Below are 23,222 nucleotides of genomic sequence, written 5' to 3'. Positions count from 1 at the left end.
TTTCGGCCCGTATTTCCTGATGCGTTTCATACTGCCCTCCCTTGCTGATTACACATCCTACAGCAAGGCGTGGGTTTGTCAAATATACAATCGCCTATGACGGCATCACAGTCGGCGCGGGCGTTCGGCATATCGGGTCGTCGTGGGCGGACAATGAGAACACGCTCAAGGTTCCAGCCGTCACGCTCGTCGATCTGAAGCTCGGCTATCAACGCGACAACTGGGGCCTCGACCTCAACGTCACCAATGTCTTCGACAAGACGTATGTGGCAAGTTGCCAGGGCGTCTCCACCTGCTCCTATGGTGAGGGTCGCTCGTTCAAGTTGAAAGCGTCAACACGCTGGTAATCATGGACAAAGACAGTGCCCGCACCCGGGAAGCATTGCTGGAATTGAAGGATGTGACCTTCAGCGCGGGTGCGGTGCTAATTCTGAAACCCGTGTCGCTCGCTCTGCGACGAGGGGTGATGACCGGTGTCATCGGACCGAACGGATCCGGCAAGAGCTCACTGGTGCGGCTCATAGCCCGTCAGCAGAAACCCAGTTCGGGGGAGATTCGCCTTGCCGGCAGGCCGCTGGACGATTTTCGCGATCGCGAACTCGCCCGCGAGATCGCCTATCTTCCCCAGTTCACGCCGCCCGCCGAAGGCATGACGGTGCGCGAACTGGTGGCGCTCGGCCGTTTTCCCTGGCATGGAGCGCTCGGGCGCTTCGGCCAGCAGGATGCCGCGAAGGTGGAGTCCGCGCTCAAGCGCACGGACCTGTCTGGACTGGCCGACCGGCTGGTCGACAGCCTTTCGGGAGGCGAACGCCAGCGCGCCTGGCTGGCGATGATGCTTGCGCAAGACACGTCCTGCCTGATCCTGGACGAGCCGACGTCGGCACTCGACATTGCGCATCAGGCTGAGATGCTGGCGCTGGTGCATATGCTGACGCGCGAACATGAGCTGAGCGCGCTGGTCGTGCTGCACGACATCAACATGGCCGCGCGTTATTGCGACGAGCTCATCGCCATCAAGGATGGAGAAGTCGTTGCCCGTGGCGCGCCGCAAGCCATCGTGGAACCCGTGACGCTCGGCAAGCTCTACGGCCTGCCGATGGGCATCCTGCCGCATCCCGGCACCGGACAACCGTTGAGCTTCGTCTCCTGAACGCATGACAGGCCGCACTCCATCCTCCTCGTTTACCCGTCGCACATTCCTGTCCGCGATCGCGGTGGCTATATCGACGCGCGCCGCCGTGGCCAGTCAGGCACCGCGCGTAGCGGTAATCGACTGGGCCCTTCTCGAAACCTGCCTGGCGCTCGGCATCGTGCCCGTGGCTGCCAGCGAACTGGTCCAGTATCGCAAGCTGGTGGTGGAACCGGAGGCTCCGGCGACCGTGAACGATCTGGGCCTGCGCGGCACGCCCAATTTCGAGATGCTGCGGCTGGTGAAGCCGGACCTCATCCTGATTTCACAGTTCTACAGCTATCAGCGTGCGCAACTCGAGAGGGTCGCGCCGGTACTGGACCTGCCTGTTCATGAAGCCGGTACACCGCCCTATCCCCTCCTCGAAAGTTCGACGTTGAAACTCGGGGAGGCGCTTGGCCATCAAACCGGGGCCCAGGCATATGTGGAAACGACCGCAGATGCGCTTGCACGCGCGCGTTCCTCGCTCGCCTCCGGCAGAACGAGGCCGATCTTCGTAATAAGCCTCGGCGACTCAAGGCACTTCCTGGCGTTTGGCGGCGATTCCATGTTCGGCGATGTTCTCGCCCAGATCGGCCTGCAAAACGCGTGGACCGACACGACGAGCTACAGTGCCGCCGCGCCTGTCGGCATCGAGGCTTTGGCGCGGGTGCCGGAGGCCGGCATCGTTATCGTCGAGCCCACCCCTCCTGAAACGGCCCGGACGCTGCCGCGAAACGCGGTATGGAACGCGCTACCGGCGGTCATCGAAAACCGCGTGTCCACGATTGCCCCCGTCAATCATTTCGGCGGCCTGCCCTCCGCGCGCCGCTTCGCGCGGCTGCTTCAGACAGCTGTTGGAAACTGGCCAGCGGCATGAGCGGAAGACGCATCATTCTGCCGTGGGTAGGCCTCGGAATTCTCGCTGCAGCGCTTTTCCTGTTTCAGGTCTACATTGCGTGGCCGAACGGGCGCGACCCAGCTTCTGCCCACCTTGAGAGCGTCATTCTCGAATATGCCGTGCTGCCGCGCGCGACCGTGGCGGTACTGGCTGGCGCAGCGCTTGGCCTTGCCGGACTGCTGCTCCAGCGCGTGCTGCGCAACGCGCTGGCTGAACCGTCAACCCTTGGCATCTCGGCCGGCGCGCAACTGGCGATGGCAGTCGCCACGCTTTACGCGCCAATGCTGATGGCCTGGTCGGTATCGCTGGTCGCCTTTGCCGGCGGGATCGCGGCAGTGGCGATTGTCCTGGCCCTGACATGGCGGCGCGGGCTGGAGCCGGTGTCCGTCGTGCTTGCCGGCATGATGATCGCCCTGACCGCGAATGCGGCCAGCGCTGCGCTGATCCTCGCCAATGGCGACTACCTGTTTTCTCTTTTCATCTGGGGCGGCGGTTCTCTCGTCCAGCAGAGCTGGGACCCGACGATCGTCATCGCCAGCCGCCTTGCGGTCGGACTTGGCGCGGCGCTGTTGCTCCTGCGCCCACTTGCCATCCTCGGTCTCGACGACGCCTCGGCGCGCAGCGTTGGCCTCGCGCTTCATGCAAGCCGGCTTGCCATCGTCGCCCTTGCGGTCTGGATCGCCACAACGGTCGTCGCCGAAGTCGGCGTCATCGGCTTCGTCGGGCTGGCGGCGCCGGCGCTCGCCGCGCTGTCCGGTGCGCGTACGCTCGGGCAGCGTATCGTTGCCGCGCCGCTTATCGGCGCGATCCTGCTTTGGGCTACGGACGGGCTGGTTCAGCTCACCGCCGGCGTAAGCGGAGAGCGCTTGCCGACCGGTGCCGCCACCGCCCTTCTCGGCGGACCGCTGCTCCTGTGGATCCTGCCGCGGCTTCGTATGATGGAATGGCCGATGCTTGCCAGAACCATCGTCGTTTCCCATCGGGCGGCGCGACCGGCGGTACTGCTGAGCCTCGCCGTCATCGGGCTTGTGTTTGCCCTCATCGCAGCGCTTCTGGCAGGCAACGGGCCCGACGGCTGGTTTCTGGCCAGCGGCGATCTGCTCGCTGACCTGACGCACTGGCGCTTGCCACGCATCCTCGTCGCCGCCGCATCGGGTACCATGCTGGCTGCAGCCGGTGTGATGATCCAGCGGCTGACAGGCAATCCCCTCGCCAGCCCCGAGATTCTGGGCGTGGGCGCGGGATCGGGTGCAGGACTTGCCGTGGTTCTCCTCGTCAGCGCGTCAGCGGGCCTGGCATGGCAGATCGGCGGCGCGATGGCCGGCGCGCTGGGGGCGCTGCTGATAATCCTGACGATCGCCGCGCGTGGGCGTTTCGGCCCCGAACGCCTGCTGCTCGGCGGCGTGGCCACGGGGGCGGTTGCCAGCGCCATCGTTACCGCGGTGATAGCCATGGGCACCAGCCAATCCTATGTCCTCCTTGCCTGGCTGACCGGATCCACCAGCCAGGCCGACTTCGGGCAGGCAGCAATCGCCTTCGCCTTCATGGCTCCGCTGGTGGGGGCGAGCCTGTTCTTCTCGCGCTGGCTCGACATCCTTCCACTGGGAACCGAAGCCGCCCGCAGTCTCGGCATTCCGCTTGCTGCAGCCAGACTGTCGGTCATCATGACAACCGCGCTGCTCACCGCGATTGCCGCCCTGTTCGTCGGACCACTCAGCTTCATTGGCCTGATCGCCCCCCATCTAGCGCGGCTGCTCGGCCTCGGCCGCGCGCGCCATCACGTCATCGGCGCGATGATGATCGGCGCTACGCTGATGGTGGTGTCGGACTGGCTGGCCCGTATGGTTGCGTTTCCGTATCAGCTTCCGGTCGGGTTGACCGCTTCCATGATTGGCGGACCGTATCTCATATACCTGCTGTCGAAAGGCGTGGTGAAGCATAGCTGATCGCGCTTTTTCCTGTTCGAGGCCGATAACCTTGAGCTTGCCGAGATATGCTGCCGCATCCGATTACAACGTCAACCAGTTGGAGGGTTGTCGCTGTGATCCGGCCGCTATCGGTTTCTCAAATTCAAGCTATCGCGTTCTGTATGGCAGACAGCCGGCCAATGCGGTGAACCGGCACGCGTTGCCGCCATAGCGGTCGGTACTACCGCGACGCAGACCTGGCCGAAAAGCAAGCTTCGGCAACGTCTCAGTAGGGAGCAACGCGCCGATCCTTTTGCAGCCGTGCAGGCCGGCCTATGACCGCCATTTTCCGCAGCGCAAAACGAATGATGGCCAGGTAGCTCTAGCGTAGACATATTTGTCGTGTTCGGCTGGCGCGGCGTGCCGCCGCCGATCGTTCGCCACCGTATCCGACATCTGCTCCTTCTACGCCAAAAAACCACTTAGGTTAGGCATCCGGCGGACCGTTCTGGACGTTAAGCGGATCACTAGATTTTAGACAGACTTGGCCCGCGCCTGAAAGCGGAAGTTCGGGCGCGTTTCGACTGAGGGCGGTGAAGCGCCTCTTCGCGGATGCTCCGTCAAGGTTGCCCCAGAGGCCGGCCAACCTGGTGACCGCAGGACGGGCAGCGGATAGCTTCTTCGATAACACTATTTCATAATTTCATGTGACTGAAAGCAATCTGTAATGTATTTTCTATAACAATCCTGGGTTATGGCTTTGGGAATATACATTCCAATCGCCCTGTGCCTGTTCGGAATTTGCACGAGTCGCAGTCCGGCTTTCCATTCCGGGCCTATCCGCTCGCCCATCATGGGCGATAATTTGTTCCACAAGTCGGTACCCGGCGCGTTTATGGACCGATAGCGTGCGCGCCGATGCAGCGCTTGCCTCTAATGGGGCTCCTTGTCAGGCTCGGTTTTCAGACAGCGCATCTCAAGGTGCGGCTCCTCGGACCGCTTACCGGCCGTCATAGTTGTCTGGATAGTGGTGAGTTCCGCGGGCATTGGACCGGATAGCGCCGCTCCCTGCCAGGCGCAACACGCTCAAGAATCAAGGGATGTCCAGTCCTGCTTGACTCATCCCTCCTTTCGTAATCTAGTTAGTAAACCGCTTCACTAAAGCGGTTTACTAATTCGGCGGATGTACTTGGGAGAGGCAATGTCGAGGGAGCGTGCGACCAGCCTGAAGGATGTCGCGATCGCCGCTGGCGTATCGGTGACGACGGTCTCGCGCCTCCTCAACGGTTCACTCGAGCTCCCCGCTGAAACGAAGCAGCGTATCGAAACCGCCATCCGCGAGCTGAAATACGAGCCGAACCCGCATGCGCGCCGCCTCAGCCGCGGGCGTTCCGACACGATTGGCCTCGTCGTGCCCGACATTGCCAACCCCTTCTTCGCGACGCTGGTTGCAGCCGTCGAAGAGGAGGCCGACCGCAAGGGGCAGGCGCTGTCGCTGTACGCGACGCTCAACCGGCCGGGCCGCGAAATAGCCTATCTTCGAATGCTGGAACGCAATCATGTCGACGGGCTTGTATTCGTCACCAACCACCCCGACGACGGTGAATTGGCGACTCTGATCAACCACACCGGCAAGGTTGTCGTCGTTGACGAGGACGTGCCCGGTGCGACCGTACCGAAGCTGTTCTGCGACAACGTTCAAGGCGGCTATCTCGCAGGCCGGCACCTGGCGGAGCACGGTCATAGCCGGGTCCTGTATGTGGGCGGGCCGTCAACGATGATTAGTACCCTCCGCCGCTTCAAGGGGCTGGAGCAGGCAATGATGGAGAGTTCCGCCGGAAACGCGCGACTTCTTCGGTATGAAGGCGAGTATACCGTCGAGTTTGGCCGGATCGCGGCGCGGCGCTTCCTCGACGAGAACCTGCCGGCCACAGCCATTTTCGCCTCATCGGACGAAATCGCCATCGGCGTCATCGAGGTCCTGCGTGCGCAAGGCGTCTCGATCCCGCGGGACGTCTCCATCATCGGCTTCGACGATGTCGGGCCGCTGCACCTGTTTGCGCCGCCGCTGACCGCAATCCGACAGCCGGTGCGCTCTATCGGTCAGCGCGCGCTGGCGCTTCTTCTCGAAACGAACTGGCAGCAGTCGCCCCCCCGCCATGGGGAGGAATTGCTGCCGATAGAAATCGTCGTGCGGAACTCCGTTGCACCGCCGTCGAAACCATAAAAAGCAGCGGTTTTGGATCAGCCAACCAGAGGATCAACTCATGACCTGGAACGTCACTCGCAGAACATTCGCCGCTGCATTCGCGGCAACCGCGCTGACCGGCCTTACCTTCGGCCAGGCATCTGCACAGGAGAAGACTTTCGCTCTCGTGCAAATCAATCAGCAAGCACTATTCTTCAACCAGATGAACGAGGGCGCGCAGAAGGCAGCCGACGAAGCCGGCGTCAAGCTGGTCATCTTCAACGCCAACAATGACCCGGCCGCGCAGAATAGCGCAATCGAGACCTATATCCAGCAGAAGGTCGACGGGATTGCCGTCGTCGCTATCGACGTGAACGGCATCATGGCCGCCGTCCAGCAGGCCGACGATGCGGGTATCCCCGTCGTCGCAATCGACGCGATCCTGCCCGAGGGTCCGCAAAAGGCACAGATCGGTGTGGACAACGCCAAGGCCGGCGCCGATATCGGCTCCTTCTTCCTTGAGCATGTGAAGGCGAACAGCGACGGCAAGGCCAAGATCGGCGTCGTCGGCGCGTTGAACTCCTTCATCCAGAATGTGCGTCAGGAAGGCTTCGAGAAGACAATCGAGGGCGCCGAAGGTATCGAAAAGGCCGGCGTCGTCGACGGCCAGAACGTTCAGGACACGGCACTTTCCGCCGCCGAGAACCTCATTACCGGCAATCCCGACCTGACTGCGATCTATGCGACGGGCGAACCCGCGCTGATGGGTGCCATCGCGGCGGTCGAAAGCCAGGGCAAGCAGGACTCCGTCGAAATCTTCGGCTGGGACCTGACCGCGCAGGCGATCGCCGGCATCGATGCGGGCTATGTCGCGGCCGTCATCCAGCAGGATCCGGCAGCCATGGGCGCGGCCGCCGTGGAAGCTCTCGAGACGCTATCGGAAGGTGGTTCGGTCGATGCTGCCATTTCGGTGCCGGTGACGACCGTCACCAAGGAGAATGTCGAACCTTATCGCGCGATCTTCAACTAATGTCGGGCGTACAGCATTCGGCTGCCAATGCCGGGGGAGAAAATCTCCCCCGGCAGTCCGGCGGCGGGAAGGAGCCGCTGCCGCGCGTCTCGCTGCGCGGCATCCGCAAGACGTTCGGCTCGCATCAGGCGTTGCGCGGTGTCGATCTCGATCTCTATCCGGGTGAATGCCTGGGCCTTGTCGGCGACAATGCCGCCGGCAAATCGACGCTGACCAAGATCATTTCTGGAACCTATCTGCCTGATGGCGGCACGATCTCGATCGATGGTCAGGAAGTGCGCTTTTCCGGCCCAGCGGACGCCCGCGACCGCCAAATCGAGATGGTGTTTCAGGATCTCAGCCTCTGCGACCATGTCGACGTGGTGGGAAATTTGTTTCTTGGCCGCGAACCGACGAAGGGACCATTCCTCGACCGGCCGAGGATGCTGGCGGAAGGGCGCGCCATGCTCGATGCTCTGGAGATCCGCATTCCCCGCCTCTCGGCCAAGGTCGAGAAGCTCTCCGGCGGCCAGCGCCAGGCGATCGCCATCGCGCGTGCGGCGTCCTTCAACCCCAAGGTCCTCATCATGGACGAGCCGACGTCGGCGCTCGCCGTGGCCGAGGTGGAGGCCGTGCTTTCGCTTATCAACCGCGTCAAGGCCAAGGGTGTGTCCGTGGTGCTGATCACCCATCGTCTTCAGGACCTCTTCCGCGTCTGTGACCGCATCGCCGTCATGTATGAGGGAACCAAGGTCGCCGAGCGCGACATCGGCAAAACCGATCTCGAGGACCTCGTCAAGCTCATCGTCGGGGGAGAACGCCATTGACCGCCTACACGGAACGCGCGGCCGGTTCCCCGGTCGCGGATTTTCTCGCCGAACACGCCCAGGTACTCTCGATCACAGCCTTCTTTGTCGGCTGCCTGGTGTTCTTCTCGATCACCACCGAGACGTTCCTGACAGTCGGAAACATACTAAACATCGTGCGCCAGGCCGCTCCGATCCTCATCGTCGCGGTCGCGATGACCTTCGTCATCATCACCGGCGGCATCGACCTTTCGGTCGGCTCGCAGGTCGCTCTTGTCAACGCGCTCGCCGCAATCTTCCTTGCAATGGGCTATCCCTGGCCCGTCGTGGTGCTTGGCATGATCGCCTTTGGCGGCGGCATGGGAATGATCCAGGGCTGGTTTATCGCCTATCAGGGCATCCCGGCCTTCATCGTGACGCTGGCCGGCCTGTCGATCGTGCGCGGTTTCGCACTATACCTGACGCAAGGTTACTCGATTCCGATTTCGGGCGTGCCCGGCTTTCTCGCGCTCGGGCGCGGCGAACTGCTTGGCATTCCAATGCCCGCGCTGATCGCGGCCGCGATTGCGATCATAGGATATGTCGTCATTGCCTCGACCAAATATGGCCGGCAGGTGGTTGCCGTGGGGTCCAATCTGGAGGCGGCGCGGCGCGTGGGCATGCCTGCCAAATGGATCGTCGCCTCGGTCTATCTCGTCTCGGGCGTCGCCTGCGCCGTCGCGGGTCTACTCATCGCCGCGCGCCTTGGCTCCGGCTCTTCGAACGCCGCTGTCGGTTTTGAGTTGCAGGTCATCGCCGCCGTGGTTCTCGGCGGCACGTCCCTGATGGGCGGGCGCGGCAGCATCCTGGGCACGGTCCTCGGAACGCTGACCATCGCGGTGATCGGCAACGGTCTCATACTGATGCACATCTCACCCTTCTTCACGCAGATCGTGACAGGCGCGATCATCCTTATGGCGATCTGGCTCAATACACGCATCTTTACGTCCAATTTCCGTCTCGGCGGCGGGAAGTGACCGCGCGATGAGCGATCTTTCCGAAGCCCATGTGCGGTCAGGCAAGGTGATGACGGTGGCGGGGCCGATCGAAACCTCGACCCTCGGCGTCACGCTGATGCACGAGCACGTCCTGAACGACTGCCGTTGCTGGTGGCACGCGCCGAAGACGCCGGAGCGGCAATATCTCGCGACAAGCTTTGTCTGCATCGAAATCCTCAGTGAACTGCGCCAGGATCCTTTCGTCAACAAGCACAACATCACGCTGGACGACGAACCCCTGGCGATAGCCGAACTGAAGGATTTCGCGGCCGCGGGCGGAAACACGGTGGTGGAGCCGACCTGCCAGGGCATAGGACGCGATCCCGCCGCCCTGCGCCGCATCGCGCAAGCTTCGAGCCTGAACATTGTGATGGGCGCTGGCTATTATCTTGCCGGCTCGCACCCGGCCAAGGTCGCGATGATGAGCGTCGACCAGATCGCCGACGAGATCGTCCGGGAGGCGACCGTCGGCGTGGACGGTACCGACATCCGCATAGGCCTTATCGGCGAGATCGGTGTCTCCGCGGAATTCACGGAAGAAGAGGAAAAGTCGCTCCGTGGGGCGGCACGCGCGCAGGCCCGAACCGGGCTTCCGTTGATGGTACATCTGCCGGGCTGGTTTCGGCTCGGGCACCGGGTCCTCGACATTGCCGAACAGGAAGGCGCGGAGTTGCGCCATACGGTCCTGTGCCACATGAACCCTTCGCATGACGACCTTCCTTATCAAGGAGAGCTCGCGGCGCGCGGGGCCTTCATTGAATACGACATGATCGGCATGGATTTCTTCTATGCCGATCAGCAGGTGCAATGCCCCAGCGACGAGGAGGCCGCGCGCGCGATCGTCAAGCTGATCGAGCGCGGCTATCTCGACCGCATCCTGCTTTCACACGACGTCTTCCTGAAGATGATGCTGACGCGCTACGGCGGCAACGGATACGCCTATATCCTGCGCCACTTCCTGCCCCGGCTTCGCCGACATGGCGTGGACGAGGCGACCCTCAGCATCCTCATGCGGGACAATCCACGATCGGTCTTCCAGGCGAAAGCCTGAGACGCGGACGGAACATGACTGAAGAAAGAACGGAAAGATCATGACCAAGAAAGTCCTCCTTGTCGGCGAGAGCTGGGTGAGCTCCGCCACGCATTTCAAAGGCTTCGACCAGTTCGGCAGCGTCACCTTCCACCTCGGCGCGGAACCCCTGGTGAAGGCGCTGGAGGGTAGTGAATATGAGCTCACCTACATGCCCGCTCACGAGGCGGTGGAGAAATTCCCCTTCAACATGGCCGGTCTCGCCGCCTTTGACGTAATCATCCTTTCCGACATCGGTGCGAATTCGCTCCTGCTTCCGCCGGCGGTCTGGCTTCATTCGAGGACCGTGCCGAACCGGCTCAAGCTCATCAAGGCCTGGGTGGAGAAGGGCGGCGGTCTGCTGATGGTCGGTGGCTACTTCTCTTTCCAGGGCATCGATGGCAAGGCGCGCTGGCGACGCACGCCGGTCGAGGATGTGCTGCCCGTCACCTGCCTGCCCTATGATGACCGTGTGGAGATACCGGAAGGCTCCACCGCCGTGGTGACGGAACCGGACCATCCAACCGTAGCGGGGCTTTCCGGCGAGTGGCCGCTCCTTCTCGGTGTCAACGAGGTCGAAGTGCGCGAGCGCGAGGATGTCGAGGTTATTGCCCGACTGCCCGAGGACCAGGGCGGCCATGCGCTGCTCGTCACGGGCAGTTTCGGCAAGGGTCGTACGGCCGCCTGGACGTCGGATATCGGCCCGCACTGGCTGTCTCCAGCCTTCTGCGAGTGGGACGGCTATGGCCGGCTCTGGAAGAACATTCTCGGCTGGCTCGCCCCGGCGCGCTAGTTCACGCGGCGAGGATGTGTTGCAGCTCCGGGACGGTTGGGAAGGCTGCGCGGGTTCCGCGGCGACCGACAGTCAAAGCAGCGGCAGCCGATGCATGGGCGACGGCGCGTTGATCAAGCGGGACGCCGCGCAGGGCTGCCGAGGCAAGCGCGGTCGCCATGAAAGTATCCCCGGCGCCGGTCGTATCGACGGCTTTTGCAACGACGGCGGGGACGGCTTCGACCGTGCCGGCACCGGCCAGCAGGGATCCGTCGCCACCGAGGGTCAGCACGACGCGACGTACGCCCGCTTCGATCAGGCGGGATGCGGCCTCGGCGCCACACGATCCAGCCAGGCGCTCGGCCTCGCCTTGGTTGAGGAAAGCGATATCCACGAGCGGCCAGAGGTCGGCAAAATAGGCTCGCAACGGCGAAGGATTGAAGGCGGTGGCGAGGCCGCGTTCCTTCGCCGCCAACAGCAGGCCGCGGGTGACCTTCTCGCTGAGGTTGCCCTGAAGCACGATGAGATCGCCGGGGCGGGCGGGCGCAATTGCGTCGAGGGTCTGGTCAAGCGAAAGCGCCTCGGCCGAGTCCGTCGTCGTGACGATGGCGTTCTCGCCGTCGGGCGTGGTGAAGATGATGGAGAAATCGCTGGAGCGGCCTGGAAGCGCGACGAGATGCGTGTCCACCGGTTCTCCGGCAAGCCGATCGCGGATCGTTTCGGCACGGAAATCGCCGCCGACAGCGGCGACCAGAGTGGTGGGAAGGCCGGTCCGACCCATCACCACGGCCTGGTTGGCGCCTTTGCCGCCGAGGTCGCGAGTCTCCTCGCGGCCGAGGATCGAGGCACCCGCCTCGGGCATCGAGGTTACGGCGATGGTCTCGTCTATGGCGACGTTGCCGATCACATGGGCGCGCATGACAGACTTTCAGAAAGGAAGGCGAATGCAGACGGTATCCGACAATAACTCAAGCGCCATAAGGGAAATATTCGGGCGCGACAAGGCGCTGATCGGCATGATCCATTGCCCGCCCTTTCCCGGCGCGCCGCGCTACCGGGGAACATCAATGGATGCGGTCTACGACGTCTGCATGCGCGACGCGGAGGCCCTCATCGGCGGTGGGCTGCATGGCCTGATGATCGAAAACCACGGCGACATCCCCTTTTCCAAGCCCGAGGACATCGGGCCCGAGACCGCCGCCTTCATGTCGGTGGTAACCGACCGGATCGCGCGCGCGACCGGCGTGCCGCTCGGCGTGAACGTGCTTGCCAATGCACCGATTCCCGCGTTTGCAATCGCGATGGCCGGCGGTGCCCGCTTCATCCGCGTCAACCAGTGGGCGAACGCCTATGTCGCCAATGAGGGCTTCATGGAGGGGCGGGCAGCCGAGGCGATGCGCTATCGCTCGCTCCTGCGCGCCGAGCACATCAAGGTCTTCGCCGACAGTCATGTGAAGCACGGTGCGCACGCGATAACCGCCGATCGCACAATCCAGGAACTGACGCGCGATCTCGCCTTCTTCGATGCCGACGCGGTGATAGCGACCGGCCAGCGGACAGGCAACGCGGCGACCGTCGAGGAGATCGAGGAGATCGGCGCGGCTACGCACCTGCCCCTGCTGGTCGGGTCGGGCGTCGATAAGTCAAATGTCGTCGAGATCCTCAAACGCACCAGTGGCGTCATTGTCGCTTCCTCGCTTAAGGAGGGTGGGGTGTGGTGGAAACCGGTCGATCCGGCGCGCGTGAAGGCTTTCGTGGAGGCCGCCAGCCCGGCCCTGGAAGGCTGAGATGGGCGAGAGCCTGTCAGAACGCATCCTGCGCGAGAACGAAGCCGTCCTTAATGCGATGGTCGGCCACCGTTTCGTCCGGGACATACGGCATGACCGCCTGCCGCGAGAGGTGTTCGATCGCTATCTCGTCTATGAGGGCGCTTTCGTGGAGACTGCCATCTCGATCTTTGCCTACGCGGCGGCCAAGGCTGAAACGATTGGACAGAAGCGCTGGCTGATCGGCGTGCTCGACGCACTCGCCAACCAGCAGATCGCCTATTTCGAAAAGACGTTCGCCGCGCGTGGCATCGACCCAGAGGCGTTTGACACCAGCATTAAGGAGGTGGCAGCCTTCTGTCAGGGCATGCTGGCCATCGCGCGGGACGGCAGTTATCTCGACACGGTGGCCGCCATGTTCGCCGCGGAATGGATGTACTGGACATGGGGCAGATCGGCGAGCGAAGGCTTGATCAGCGATCCGCTGCTCAGGGAATGGGTGGACCTCCACGCGCATGAGGATTTCGCCGCGCAGGCGCTCTGGCTGAAGGCCGAGTTGGACAATGCCGGCTCCCGGATCGGAGAGGCAGAGCGCGCACGCCTCAGCACCATCTTCGGCGAGGTGCAACAGCTCGAGATCGTCTTCCACGACGCTGCCTATATCGAGCTCACAGTCCGATGATCGGAATTGATGCCTGGCACGCACCAAGACTGAGCGAGGTCATGGCGAGGAGCGATGAATGGCCGCTACATATCTGTGCACCAGCTGGTAGATGTCCTCGGCACACGAACCTTCCACAACCGCACCGACCGACTCCTTCCGGAAAAAGCCCGATCTCCTACTCGAAAATATAGACGCCGCCGTCGCGCATACGAGGGTCTTCAGTGAGGAGGTTTGGATAGAGGATTGTGGCGTACAATAGGCGGCTTCGGATGGGCCTGAATCATTCCCACTCGATTGTGCCGGGTGGCTTTGAGGTGACGTCGTAGACGACTCGGTTGATGCCGCGGACTTCGTTGATGATGCGGGTGGCGGCGCGGCCGAGGAAATCCATGTCGTAGTGGTAAAAGTCGGCCGTCATGCCGTCGACCGAGGTCACGGCTCGCAACGCGCAGACGTATTCGTAGGTACGGCCGTCGCCCATCACGCCCACCGTCTGCACAGGAAGAAGCACGGCGAAGGCCTGCCATATCGCGTTGTAGAGCCCGGCCTTGCGGATCTCGTCGAGATAGATCGCATCCGCTTCGCGCAGGATGTCGAGCTTTTCGCGGGTGACCGCGCCGGGGCAACGAATGGCGAGCCCCGGCCCCGGGAAGGGATGGCGCTCAATGAAATGGTCCGGCAGACCGAGCTCCCGGCCAAGCGCCCTCACCTCATCCTTGAAGAGCTCGCGCAGCGGCTCCACCAGTTTCATGTTCATGCGTTCCGGCAGACCGCCCACGTTGTGGTGCGACTTGATCGTTACCGATGGTCCGCCAGTAAACGACACGCTCTCGATCACATCCGGATAGAGCGTGCCCTGCGCCAGGAATTCGGCCTGCTTGCCGTCGCGCTCGAGCTTCTTTGCCTCTTCCTCGAATACCTCGATGAAGAGGCGGCCGATGGTCTTGCGCTTCTTCTCGGGATCGGCCTCGCCGTCGAGCGCAGCGAGGAACCTGTCCTGCGCCTGCACGTGGACCAGCGGGATGTTGTAGTGCTCGCGATACATCGAGACGACCTGCTCGCCCTCGTCCTTTCGCATCAGGCCGTGGTCGACGAAAATGCAGGTCAGCCGTTCGCCGATCGCCTCATGGATCAGAACCGCAGCAACGGAGGAGTCGACGCCGCCCGAAAGCGCGCAGATCACCCGGCCATCTCCGACCTGCGAGCGGATCGCGGCAATGGCCTGCTCGCGATACGCGGCCATTGTCCAGTCGCCCTTGAGGCCAGCGATGCGATGCACAAAATTCGCAAGCAGCATCGCACCGTCCGGCGTATGCACAACCTCGGGGTGGAACTGCACGGCGTAGAAGCGGCGCTTCTCGTCGGCTATCGCGGCGAAGGGGGCGCCGGTGGACGTGCCGATGACCCGGAACCCTTCCGGCAGCGCAGTCACGCGGTCGCCGTGGCTCATCCACACCTGGTGGCGCGTCCCCTTGGCCCAGACGCCTTCGAACAGGGCGCTTTCATCCTCGATATCGAGGAAGGCACGCCCGAATTCGCGATGGTGGCCGCTTTCCACCTTGCCGCCGAGCTGCGCGCACATGGTCTGCTCGCCATAGCAGATACCGAGCACCGGAATGCCCGCCTCGAAGATTGCCTGCGGAGCACGTGGGCTGCCGATGTCGACGGTGGAGGCAGGACTGCCGGAAAGGATCACCGCTTTCGGCGCAAGGCGGTTGAACGCCTCCTCGGCCAACTGGAACGGTACGATCTCGGAATAGACGCCAGCCTCACGCACGCGGCGCGCGATCAGCTGCGTCACCTGGCTGCCGAAGTCGATGATTAGGACGGTGTCGGGATGGGCTGTCTCGGTCATGGTGAGCCTTTAGTGAAAGAAGCGAGTCGGCGCAATGGGGGCCGGTCACCGGCATGCCGCCTCCTCGTCAGACCGATCGGGACATTTCCCGGAACGACCCGACCAGGGAATCGAAGACAGCCCGGACGCGCGGAACGCGGGCGAGGTTTTCGTGGGTCACGATCCAGGTTTCCAGCACCATGACGTCGAGGTCGGGCAAGATGCGCACGAGGTTGGGATCGCGCTCGCCGACCGGCACCTGCGCCACTGCTATGCCGACGCCGGCGCGGGCGGCCGCTACATGGGCGGGGTGGCTGTCGGTGCGCAGCACCAGGCGGTCTCGCGCAAGGCCGCCGAGCCTTTCGACCATCGCCAGGTCGCTGCGATTGCGGTCCGGGCCGATCACGTCATGCTCGGCCAGTTCAGCGAGGCTGGTCGGGCGGCCGCGGCGCTCGACATAGGACGGTGAGGCGAAGAACCCCAGCGGTATCGCCGCGACCTTGCGCGCCACCAGAGCGTCCTGCTTGGGGGCGACGGTTCTGACGGCCAGATCGACCTCCTGCGCGAGCAGATCGGCTGGCAGATTGCTCAGCGACAGCTCGATGCGGATGGCTGGATGCGCCTCGCGCAAGCGCGCGAGCATGGCCGGAATCACCTCGATGCCCATGAAATCCGGTACGCTGATGCGCACCGTTCCTGAAGCCTCACCACCTGAGGCAGACGCCTGCCTGACGAAGAACTCCGATGCCATGGCCATGGCGCGGGCGGGCTCTCGCAGCGCCTCGGCTGTCTCAGTCGGGGTCAAGCCGTTGACGGACCGTGTAAACAGCACGGTGCCGAGCTGCTGTTCCAGCGTCTCGATACGGCTGCGCACGGTCGGATGCGACAGGCCGAGTCGCCGCGCCGCCGCCGAAAGGCTGCCCTCCTCAAGGACCGCGAGAAAGATGCGCTGATCGTCCCAGCCAACCATATCACTCATAAATATATTACAGACTAATGTTGGATCGTTTGCAATTCCTTTTCATGCACGCATACGCCATTTTCCTTCCATCGCAATGTTTGGATATCAGGAGCTGGACCGATGGAAACGATGAAAACAGCACTCGTGCTTGGCGCGACCGGTGGCGTCGGCGGCAGTGTCGCCGCTGCACTTGCGCGCCATGGCTGGCAAGTGCGCGGCATGGCCCGCGACGTGACGAGCCTTCGCAGCCAAGGTCAGATGGAATGGGTACAGGGCGACGCCATGCAACGCGCAGACGTGATGCGTGCTGCCGAAGGTGCGGCGGTGATCGTCCATGCCGTGAACCCGCCCAACTACATGAACTGGGACAAGTTCGTACTGCCGATGATCGACAATACGATCGCGGCCGCGAAAGCCGTCGGTGCCCGCGTGGTGCTGCCGGGCACGGTCTACAACTACGATCCTGCAAAAACGCCGGTGGTCGAGGCCGGCACGCCGCAGAACCCGACAGGCCGTAAAGGCGCGATCCGCGTCGCGTTGGAACAGCGGCTGGAACAAGCCGCGCCCGAGGTGCCCTCGCTGATCCTGCGAGCGGGCGACTTCTTCGGTCCGGGCGCCCGCTCGAGCTGGTTCGCGCAGGCGATGGTCGCGCCAGGAAAGCCCGTTCGCCGCATCGTCAATCCGGCGCGTGGCGGCGGCCATAGCTGGGCCTACCTGCCCGACCTGGCCGAGACCTTCGCGCGCCTGCTCGACAGACCGGAACGCCTGCGCCCGTTTGAGCGGGTGCAGTTCGAGGGCCTCTACGACGACACCGGCATGCGCATGGTGGACGCGATCCGCCGCGTCTGTGGTCGCAAGGTTCCCGTCTACGGCTTTCCATGGTGGGCGATGCGGCTTCTGGCACCGTTCGCCAGCTTCCCGCGTGAGGCAGCAGAGATCGCACCTGTGTGGCAGCACCCGATGCGGTTCGACAACACCCGCTTGGTAGAACTCATCGGTTCCGAGCCGCGCACGCCACTGGACGAAGCGATGCGGGCGACGCTGATCGAGATGGGCTGCATTGCGGACACCCCCTTGCCCCTTTTGCGCCAGGCGTCGGCCTAAAGGCCGCCAAGCAAGAACGGATACGATGATGGACAAGACCCACGACACGTTCGCCGATCTGCATCTTGGAACACCGGGCTGGTTCACGGTGCTGGCATGGCTGATGCCGATCGGCCTGTTTGCCCAGTTTGCAAGTGCCGGGCTCGGCCTGTTCCTGAACCCGGACCTGATCGGGCTACATGCTTCGATAGGTTTTACGCTGTCGCTGCCGGCGATGGGCTTGCTGGCGGGGGCGCTAGTCGTCAGACGCCTGCGCGGCTTCGGCTGGTGGGCCGGCCTCGTCGTAGCGCTTTACATCGCGCAAGTCTCGCTGGCAGCCACCGGCGCGCCGCTGCCGCTTTCGCTGCATCCCGCCAACGCGGCGCTGCTCCTGACGGCGAGCCTGGTGCTTTTGGCCAAGGTCGAACGTCGGCGCGCGCAACATAAAGGCGCTTATCCGGCAACCAGCCGAACCGCGTGACTTCGAAGAGCCGGCGGCCTTGTGCCGACAGCGGCCGGCATGTATCAACCGCGCCGATTATGATCGAGACGACAATGAAACTGATCCGTTAGCGAAGCTCGCAGACCATTCGCTGGCCCGCCTGAGATGGCAGGGCCGCTTTCTGCATTCACGATAATGGAGCGCAAGGGCGAAGTACCCTTGCGAATATGTTTCTATGTCTCAATCCACGAACACCCTGGCGGTGCGTGGCGCGGTCCCGCGCGACGGCTTCTCCTTCGGCTATACGATAGAGGGGGAAGGACCGACGCTTCTGGTCATCGGCAGCCATGTCTTCTATCCGCGCACTTTCTCGACCCAGCTTCGCCAGAAGCGGCGGCTCGTCTTCATCGATCACCGCGGCTTCGCGGAGGCGCAGCGCCCCCTTGAAGCGCGCGATTGCGAACTGGAGACCATCGTCGACGATGTGGCGGCGATGTGCGACGTGCTCGATTTGGGCGAAGTCGATGTGCTCGGCCATTCCGGCCATGGCTATATGGCGCTGGAATTCGCGCGACGTTTTCCGGAACGGGTTCGTCGGACCGTCCTCGTCGGCACCGGACCGAGCCACGCGGAGGCTCACATGCAAACGGGCGCGCAGATATGGGATGCTCTCGTGGCCCCAGAGCGCAAAGCTCGGCTGCAGGCCGATCTGGCCGTGATGGAGGAGCGCATCCACGCCGAGCCCGAGCGGCGCTTCATCTGGATGTGCCTGGGCATGGCCGCGCGAAGCTGGTTCGATCCGGCCTACGATGCTGCCATGCTGTGGGAAGGCGTCAGGGTCAACATGCCTGTCTTCGATCGCTTGTGGGGTGAGGTCTTTGCCACCTATCCGACCCGCGACGTGCTAGCGGAACGTCTACAGCCGCTGCTGATCTGCATGGGACGCCACGATCATCTGGTGGCACCTATCGAGACGTGGCTGCCGCTGCTGCCGGAGGGCAACACGCCGAGACTGGCGCTGTTCGAACGCAGCGCCCACACGCCGCAACTGGAAGAAGCGGAGCTGTTCGATACAGTCCTGCTCGACTTCCTAAGCTGACGCCAACGGTCCGCGCGGCACACGCAGCGCGGGCCACCTCCCTCATTGGCAATGCCCGCCCTAGAGCCGGACCGTCCCCTCGGCCAGAGCCGCCTCCAGACGGTCCACCGCCTGCGCGAGCTTCTCGTCGATCACGTGCAGATATTCGGTCCAGTCGGCAACTTGGCGCAATTCGGCCGCCCCGTCGGAGATCCCGCGCAGACCGGCGAGCGGCACGCCGAATGTCTGGCAGGCGCGTAAAACGGCGAAGGTCTCCATGTCCACCATGTCGGCATCGATCGTGTCATAGGCAGGTCCCGAGACGATATTTGCGCCGGTCGAAAGGCTGGCCAAAGGAACGCCCGGAACGGAAAGCGGGAGGTCGACAACGCACGGAAGATCGAGGAACGGCGTTTCGCCCCTGGGGAACCCCAGCGGCGATGCGTCCATGTCGCGGTAGGACACGGAGGAAACCTGATAGACGCCCGTCTGCTCGAGCGTGCGGCTGCCGGCCGAACCCAGCGAGACGACGAGGTCGGGCAAGCTGACGGCAGCCTCGAGCCGGGCGAGCGCGGCAGAGAGCGCCACCGCCGCTTCAACCGGCCCGACGCCGGTCATCAGCGGGGAAAAGCGGGCCTGGAGGTGGGGGCCGTATTCCGGCTGCGCCGCCATCACGAAGAGAATGCGACGGCCGGCAAGCGGCGTCAGCGCCGGTTCAGCCTTCGATACCATCGCGCCCGCTCACAACCATGATCGTCGCCGTCATCGTGGCGACAAGCCTTGCATTGGCCTCGCCGTCATAGGCATAGGCCTGGCCGTCGGCGACGATGATCGTGCGGCCGGGCTTTGTGACGGAGCCGCGGAACAGGAAGCGCTCGCCCTTGCCGGGCGAAAGAAGATTGACCTTGAACTCGATGGTCAGCACGGCAGCATTTTCCGGCATCACCGAATAGGCTGCATATCCACAGGCGGAATCCAGCGCGGTGGAGATGATGCCGGCATGCAGAAAGCCATGCTGCTGGGTCAACTCCGGGCGGTAGCCCATTTCGATCTCGACCTCGCCGGCATTCACCCGCGTGAGCTCGGCGCCGATCGTGGTCATGATCTGCTGGCGCGCGAAACTCGCGCGCACGCGCCCCTCGAAATCACCGGAAGGCTCGAACCGCACCGACATGCATCTCTCCCTCAGCTTCGCCGGCTTCGCTTATCGCAAAGCGGCACCATGCAGGCAACGTGCAATTTGTGCAGCGCAGCAGAGGTTAGTTGAGAACCAGGATCGAGCCGTTGAGTAGTGCAGCGAACGCCACCCACGCCGCGTAAGGCACGAAAAGCAGTGCGGCCACGCGGTCCCAACGTCTGGTTACCGAGATAAAGGCAAGCACGCTGACCAGCAGCGCCAGAATGACGACAAAGGCCGGGCCTATCGCCTGCAGCGTGAAAAAGACAGGCGACCAGAGAAAGTTGAGGCCAAGCTGCAGCCACCATATCGTCATGGCCCCGGCAGTGTGGGTCCTGCTCCAGACGCGCCACCCGGCTACGGCGATCATCACATAGAGGATGGTCCACACCGGCGCGAAAACCCAGTTCGGCGGGTTGAACGCCGGTTTCGCAAGGGCCTCGTACCATGCACCCGGTGCAGTTGCCGTGCCGATCAGCACTCCACCGCCGACCACAAGGACAAGAAACCGAACCAGCGTGACGATACGCGACATAAGCGGCGCTCCCAATGTTTCATCATTGGATAAACGGCCGCACCAGCTTCACGTTCCGCGTGTGCCGCTCAGGCAGGGCGCCGTTGCAACGCTGCGAAGAAGAAACCGTCGGTTCCCGTTTTGGCTGGGGTTAGAACGATGCCGTTCTCTTCAAGGCGAGCTCGATCCACTGCCTGCGGAAACCGGGCGCGCCACAGAGGTGCAGTATCGACGAGCGAGAAATCCGTGTTTCCGGCGAGAAATGCCTCCACCTGCCGCTGGTTTTCTCGCGCAAAGATCGAGCAGGTTATGTAGACGAGCCGGCCGCCCGGCCTCACAAACGCACAGGCTTTCTCGAGTATATCCGCCTGCTCACGCAGTCGCACATCGAGCTGGCGCTCGGTGAGGCGCCATTTCGCATCCGGCCGCCGCCGCCAGGTGCCGCTGCCAGTGCAAGGCGCGTCGACCAGGACGAGGTCCATCTGGCCAGCCAGCGGTCCAAGCCCTGAGGCATCGGCGACAGCCTGCACGTTTCGGGCACCGGCTCGGCGGAGCCGATCGAAGATCGGTGCGAGACGCTGCTTCTCGGAGTCATGGGCGAAAATCTGGCCGCGATTATCCATCGCCGCCGACAGAGCCAGGGTCTTGCCGCCAGCGCCGGCGCAATAGTCCAGCACCTGCATTCCTGCTTCCGCTCCGGCAAGCTCGGCAACGATCTGCGAACCTTCATCCTGAACCTCGAACCAGCCTTTGCGGAAGGCGGGTTCGGCCTGCACGTTCGGGTGCCGGCCTGCGCCATCGATGGGCGGGATGCGGATGCCGTCGGCCGCGAGCTCGCACGGCGCGGCGCCGGTGCCTTTGAGTTCGCTCAGGACCTTGTCGCGTGTGGCCGCAACCGTGTTGACGCGCAGGTCCAGCGGCGGCCGCGCGGCCAGCGCCGCCAGTTCCTGCACCCAATCTTCGCCGAAGGCGTCGGTCACCAGCGGCACGCACCAGTCGGGGCAGTCGGCGCGCACTGCATCCGGCGCGTCATCGAGCGAGCGTGAGGAAAGTGCAGCCAGTTCCGCACCGTCGAGCATCGCCGGCGCGAAGCGGTCGCCTTCAAGCGCGCCGTTGATCGCAGCACCATCCATAGCCCACTCCAGCGCCAGCGCGCCGAACGCCTGCGCACGCGAGGTGTCGGCATCGAACAGCCAGCCCGCCGATCGCCTGCGCCGCAGTGCGTCATAGACGATGTTACCGATGGCCGCGCGGTCGCCGGCACCGGCAAAGCGGTGGGAGAGCCCCCAATCCTTGAGCGCTTCGGCTGCGGGGCGGTGCCGCCGTTCCATGTCGTCAAGAATTTCGATGGCTGCCGCCAGCCTGCCGCCTAAACGCATTTTCGGTGTTCCCGCTTCGGTTGACCCGTCGTCTGGCTGTTAGACGCTTCGGGCCCCGGCGGCAACCGACCACGAATAGAAACCGCTTCAGGCGGTCTCGTTGGCCGGATCGGGGAGAAAGAAGAACACCGTGATCGTCACGGAGATGGCTACGGCGATCCAGATCGCGCCAAGGCCGAGTGCAAGGAACGCGCCTGCGCCCATCACCGCGCCAAGAGCGAGCCCCAGCCACAACAGGCCATACCAGGCCCATGCCGTGCGGCTGCCACCCCGCAATGCGGAGGCTATGCGCTGCCCCATCTTGACCAACGTGCCTGTCATGTAGGTGACACCGATGCTGACCTCACCATTACGCTCGAACACTGCGTTCTCGGCGCCCATCGCGACTGCCAGCGCGCCCATCGCAAGCCATGGGAATCCGGCAATGGAAGCCAGACCGGCCAGGGCCAGCATTGCCGTGACCAGAACCATCACCCAGCCCTGACCGCGCGACACCGCCGCCTGCCTTACCAGCGTTCCCGCGACAACGCCGGAGACGAAAAGGACGATGAGCAGGGCCGGCAGCCACATCCGGGCATTGGCCTCGGCAATCGACGCGCCAAGTCGCGTCGTGTTGCCGGTCATGAAGGAAACGAAATAGCCCCCGAGGTGGAGAAAGGCGACCGCATCCACGAAGCCGGCGAGCGCCGCCATGGGCATGGCGACGAGCCGCTCGCGCGTGGGATGCTGGATCATTCTAAGAGCCCTGCGGACATCCCCCTGGCCTCGCTGCCTGCCGATCAGGCCTGAATGACGACGACGCGGGCGCCGACAGGCACGCGCTCGTAGAGATCGACCACGTCATGGTTGAGCATGCGGACACAGCCGCTCGAGACTGCCTGCCCGATCGAGTTCGGCTGGTTGGTACCATGGATGCGGAACATCGTGTCGCGGCCGCCGCGATAGAGGTAGAGCGCTCTGGCACCCAGCGGATTGCTCAGCCCGCCCGGCAGGCCACCGGCGTAGCGTCGGTTGCGGGGGTCGCGGCGGATCATGTTGTCGGTAGGCGTCCAGCTCGGCCACTCGCCCTTGCGGCCGACGGTGGCATCGCCGCGCAAGGCCAGCCCTGCCCGGCCGACACCGATGCCATAGCGCATCGCGCGACCATCACCCATCACGTAGTAGAGGCGGCGGGCCGGCGTATCCACAACCACAGTTCCCGCCTTGTAGTTGCCGTCATACGCCACTTCGCGGCGGCGCAGCTCCGGCTTGATCTTTTCCGGCGAAAGGGCCGCCAGCGGGAAGCGATCATGCGGGACCGCGGCGTAGTTGAGCTGGTCGGATCGGTATTCGGTGACAGCGCAACCGGCAAACAGAAGCGGCAGGCCTGCAATGAAACCGCGGCGTGAAATGGTCATGACGTCCCCCAAAGCAATTCTTCGCCAAGATCGATATGGCGTTATGGTTAATGAATTCTTGCTCCATGGC

24 protein-coding genes are annotated in these 23,222 nt (G+C 63.7%); 15 read left to right on the top strand and 9 right to left on the bottom strand.

The genetic code is table 11. The features are described 5' to 3' along the window. Positions 1-41: 41 nt before the first annotated feature. The 10 genes from ACVJNE_RS10800 (at position 42) to ACVJNE_RS10755 (ending at position 10,878) form a co-directional block, all read left to right on the top strand. Positions 42-347, top strand: a complete 306-nt coding sequence (locus ACVJNE_RS10800; protein WP_499565451.1) for a TonB-dependent receptor domain-containing protein — start codon at positions 42-44, stop codon at positions 345-347. A 2-nt stretch (positions 348-349) separates the two neighbouring features. Beyond that, positions 350-1,150, top strand: a complete 801-nt coding sequence (locus tag ACVJNE_RS10795; RefSeq protein ID WP_499565449.1) for an ABC transporter ATP-binding protein — start codon at positions 350-352, stop codon at positions 1,148-1,150. A 4-nt stretch (positions 1,151-1,154) separates the two neighbouring features. Beyond that, positions 1,155-2,048 (top strand): ABC transporter substrate-binding protein, encoded by an 894-nt coding sequence (locus ACVJNE_RS10790; protein WP_499565447.1) that lies wholly within the window; start codon positions 1,155-1,157, stop codon positions 2,046-2,048. Further along, the gene (fhuB, locus tag ACVJNE_RS10785) at positions 2,045-4,015 is read left to right on the top strand and encodes a Fe(3+)-hydroxamate ABC transporter permease FhuB (protein ID WP_499565445.1); all 1,971 of its coding nucleotides are present in this window, start codon (positions 2,045-2,047) and stop codon (positions 4,013-4,015) included. Before ACVJNE_RS10790 ends, fhuB begins: the two co-directional genes overlap by 4 nt. A gap of 1,162 nt (positions 4,016-5,177) precedes the next feature. Beyond that, entirely contained in the window at positions 5,178-6,203 is a 1,026-nt protein-coding gene (locus tag ACVJNE_RS10780; RefSeq protein ID WP_499565443.1) for a LacI family DNA-binding transcriptional regulator, read from the top strand. A 40-nt stretch (positions 6,204-6,243) separates the two neighbouring features. Then, a complete protein-coding gene (locus ACVJNE_RS10775; protein WP_499565441.1) occupies positions 6,244-7,194 on the top strand; it encodes a substrate-binding domain-containing protein in 951 nt (316 codons plus the stop codon). Further along, the gene (locus tag ACVJNE_RS10770) at positions 7,194-8,000 is read left to right on the top strand and encodes an ATP-binding cassette domain-containing protein (protein ID WP_499565439.1); all 807 of its coding nucleotides are present in this window, start codon (positions 7,194-7,196) and stop codon (positions 7,998-8,000) included. The genes ACVJNE_RS10775 and ACVJNE_RS10770 overlap by 1 nt, the downstream gene beginning before the upstream one ends. Further along, on the top strand, positions 7,997-8,995 hold the full coding sequence (locus ACVJNE_RS10765; protein WP_499565438.1) for an ABC transporter permease: 999 nt from the start codon (positions 7,997-7,999) through the stop codon (positions 8,993-8,995). The genes ACVJNE_RS10770 and ACVJNE_RS10765 overlap by 4 nt, the downstream gene beginning before the upstream one ends. Positions 8,996-9,002: 7 nt before the next feature. Beyond that, positions 9,003-10,067, top strand: coding sequence for a phosphotriesterase family protein (locus ACVJNE_RS10760; protein WP_499565436.1), 1,065 nt, complete (start codon positions 9,003-9,005; stop codon positions 10,065-10,067). 40 nt (positions 10,068-10,107) lie between these two features. After that, positions 10,108-10,878: a glutamine amidotransferase gene (locus ACVJNE_RS10755; protein WP_499565434.1), complete on the top strand. Its 771-nt coding sequence runs from the start codon at positions 10,108-10,110 to the stop codon at positions 10,876-10,878. Between the two features lies 1 nt (position 10,879). Here ACVJNE_RS10755 and ACVJNE_RS10750 read toward each other — a convergent pair whose 3' ends face one another. Beyond that, positions 10,880-11,776 (bottom strand): PfkB family carbohydrate kinase, encoded by an 897-nt coding sequence (locus ACVJNE_RS10750; protein ID WP_499565432.1) that lies wholly within the window; start codon positions 11,774-11,776, stop codon positions 10,880-10,882. A gap of 25 nt (positions 11,777-11,801) precedes the next feature. Between ACVJNE_RS10750 and ACVJNE_RS10745 the strand changes: the two genes are divergently transcribed. Both ACVJNE_RS10745 and ACVJNE_RS10740 read left to right on the top strand, forming a co-directional pair. After that, a complete protein-coding gene (locus ACVJNE_RS10745) occupies positions 11,802-12,644 on the top strand; it encodes a BtpA/SgcQ family protein (protein WP_499565430.1) in 843 nt (280 codons plus the stop codon). Position 12,645: 1 nt separating this feature from the next. Continuing rightward, positions 12,646-13,305, top strand: coding sequence for a TenA family protein (locus tag ACVJNE_RS10740; protein ID WP_499565428.1), 660 nt, complete (start codon positions 12,646-12,648; stop codon positions 13,303-13,305). Positions 13,306-13,567: 262 nt separating this feature from the next. Here the strand turns inward: ACVJNE_RS10740 and guaA are convergent, their stop codons facing one another. Both guaA and ACVJNE_RS10730 read right to left on the bottom strand, forming a co-directional pair. Then, positions 13,568-15,142 (bottom strand): glutamine-hydrolyzing GMP synthase, encoded by a 1,575-nt coding sequence (gene guaA, locus ACVJNE_RS10735; RefSeq protein ID WP_499565426.1) that lies wholly within the window; start codon positions 15,140-15,142, stop codon positions 13,568-13,570. A 67-nt stretch (positions 15,143-15,209) separates the two neighbouring features. Then, positions 15,210-16,100 carry a LysR family transcriptional regulator gene (locus tag ACVJNE_RS10730; protein WP_499565424.1) on the bottom strand — a complete coding sequence of 297 codons (891 nt, stop codon included), beginning with the start codon at positions 16,098-16,100 and terminating at the stop codon, positions 15,210-15,212. Between the two features lie 102 nt (positions 16,101-16,202). Here ACVJNE_RS10730 and ACVJNE_RS10725 point away from each other — a divergent pair, with 102 nt between their 5' ends. The 3 genes from ACVJNE_RS10725 to ACVJNE_RS10715 all read left to right on the top strand — a co-directional run bounded on the left by ACVJNE_RS10725 (position 16,203) and on the right by ACVJNE_RS10715 (position 18,706). Further along, on the top strand, positions 16,203-17,186 hold the full coding sequence (locus tag ACVJNE_RS10725) for an NAD(P)H-binding protein (protein WP_499565422.1): 984 nt from the start codon (positions 16,203-16,205) through the stop codon (positions 17,184-17,186). A 28-nt stretch (positions 17,187-17,214) separates the two neighbouring features. Next, positions 17,215-17,646: a DUF6220 domain-containing protein gene (locus tag ACVJNE_RS10720; RefSeq protein ID WP_499565421.1), complete on the top strand. Its 432-nt coding sequence runs from the start codon at positions 17,215-17,217 to the stop codon at positions 17,644-17,646. A gap of 196 nt (positions 17,647-17,842) precedes the next feature. After that, positions 17,843-18,706 (top strand): alpha/beta fold hydrolase, encoded by an 864-nt coding sequence (locus ACVJNE_RS10715; RefSeq protein WP_499565419.1) that lies wholly within the window; start codon positions 17,843-17,845, stop codon positions 18,704-18,706. A gap of 60 nt (positions 18,707-18,766) precedes the next feature. Here the strand turns inward: ACVJNE_RS10715 and ACVJNE_RS10710 are convergent, their stop codons facing one another. The 6 genes from ACVJNE_RS10710 to ACVJNE_RS10685 all read right to left on the bottom strand — a co-directional run bounded on the left by ACVJNE_RS10710 (position 18,767) and on the right by ACVJNE_RS10685 (position 23,152). Continuing rightward, entirely contained in the window at positions 18,767-19,417 is a 651-nt protein-coding gene (locus tag ACVJNE_RS10710) for a 5'-methylthioadenosine/S-adenosylhomocysteine nucleosidase (protein ID WP_499565417.1), read from the bottom strand. Then, positions 19,401-19,859: a PaaI family thioesterase gene (locus ACVJNE_RS10705; protein ID WP_499565415.1), complete on the bottom strand. Its 459-nt coding sequence runs from the start codon at positions 19,857-19,859 to the stop codon at positions 19,401-19,403. Before ACVJNE_RS10705 ends, ACVJNE_RS10710 begins: the two co-directional genes overlap by 17 nt. A gap of 85 nt (positions 19,860-19,944) precedes the next feature. Next, on the bottom strand, positions 19,945-20,397 hold the full coding sequence (locus ACVJNE_RS10700; RefSeq protein WP_499565413.1) for a TspO/MBR family protein: 453 nt from the start codon (positions 20,395-20,397) through the stop codon (positions 19,945-19,947). Between the two features lie 68 nt (positions 20,398-20,465). After that, positions 20,466-21,755, bottom strand: a complete 1,290-nt coding sequence (locus ACVJNE_RS10695; protein WP_499565412.1) for an RsmB/NOP family class I SAM-dependent RNA methyltransferase — start codon at positions 21,753-21,755, stop codon at positions 20,466-20,468. An 87-nt stretch (positions 21,756-21,842) separates the two neighbouring features. Continuing rightward, positions 21,843-22,490, bottom strand: a complete 648-nt coding sequence (locus ACVJNE_RS10690) for a YoaK family protein (RefSeq protein ID WP_499565410.1) — start codon at positions 22,488-22,490, stop codon at positions 21,843-21,845. Positions 22,491-22,534: 44 nt separating this feature from the next. Continuing rightward, positions 22,535-23,152: a L,D-transpeptidase gene (locus tag ACVJNE_RS10685; protein ID WP_173186764.1), complete on the bottom strand. Its 618-nt coding sequence runs from the start codon at positions 23,150-23,152 to the stop codon at positions 22,535-22,537. Positions 23,153-23,222 lie beyond the last annotated feature (70 nt).

The sequence above is a fragment of the Mesorhizobium sp. DxT genome (assembly GCF_058448885.1).
This window is presented reverse-complemented; position numbering and strand designations above follow the sequence as displayed.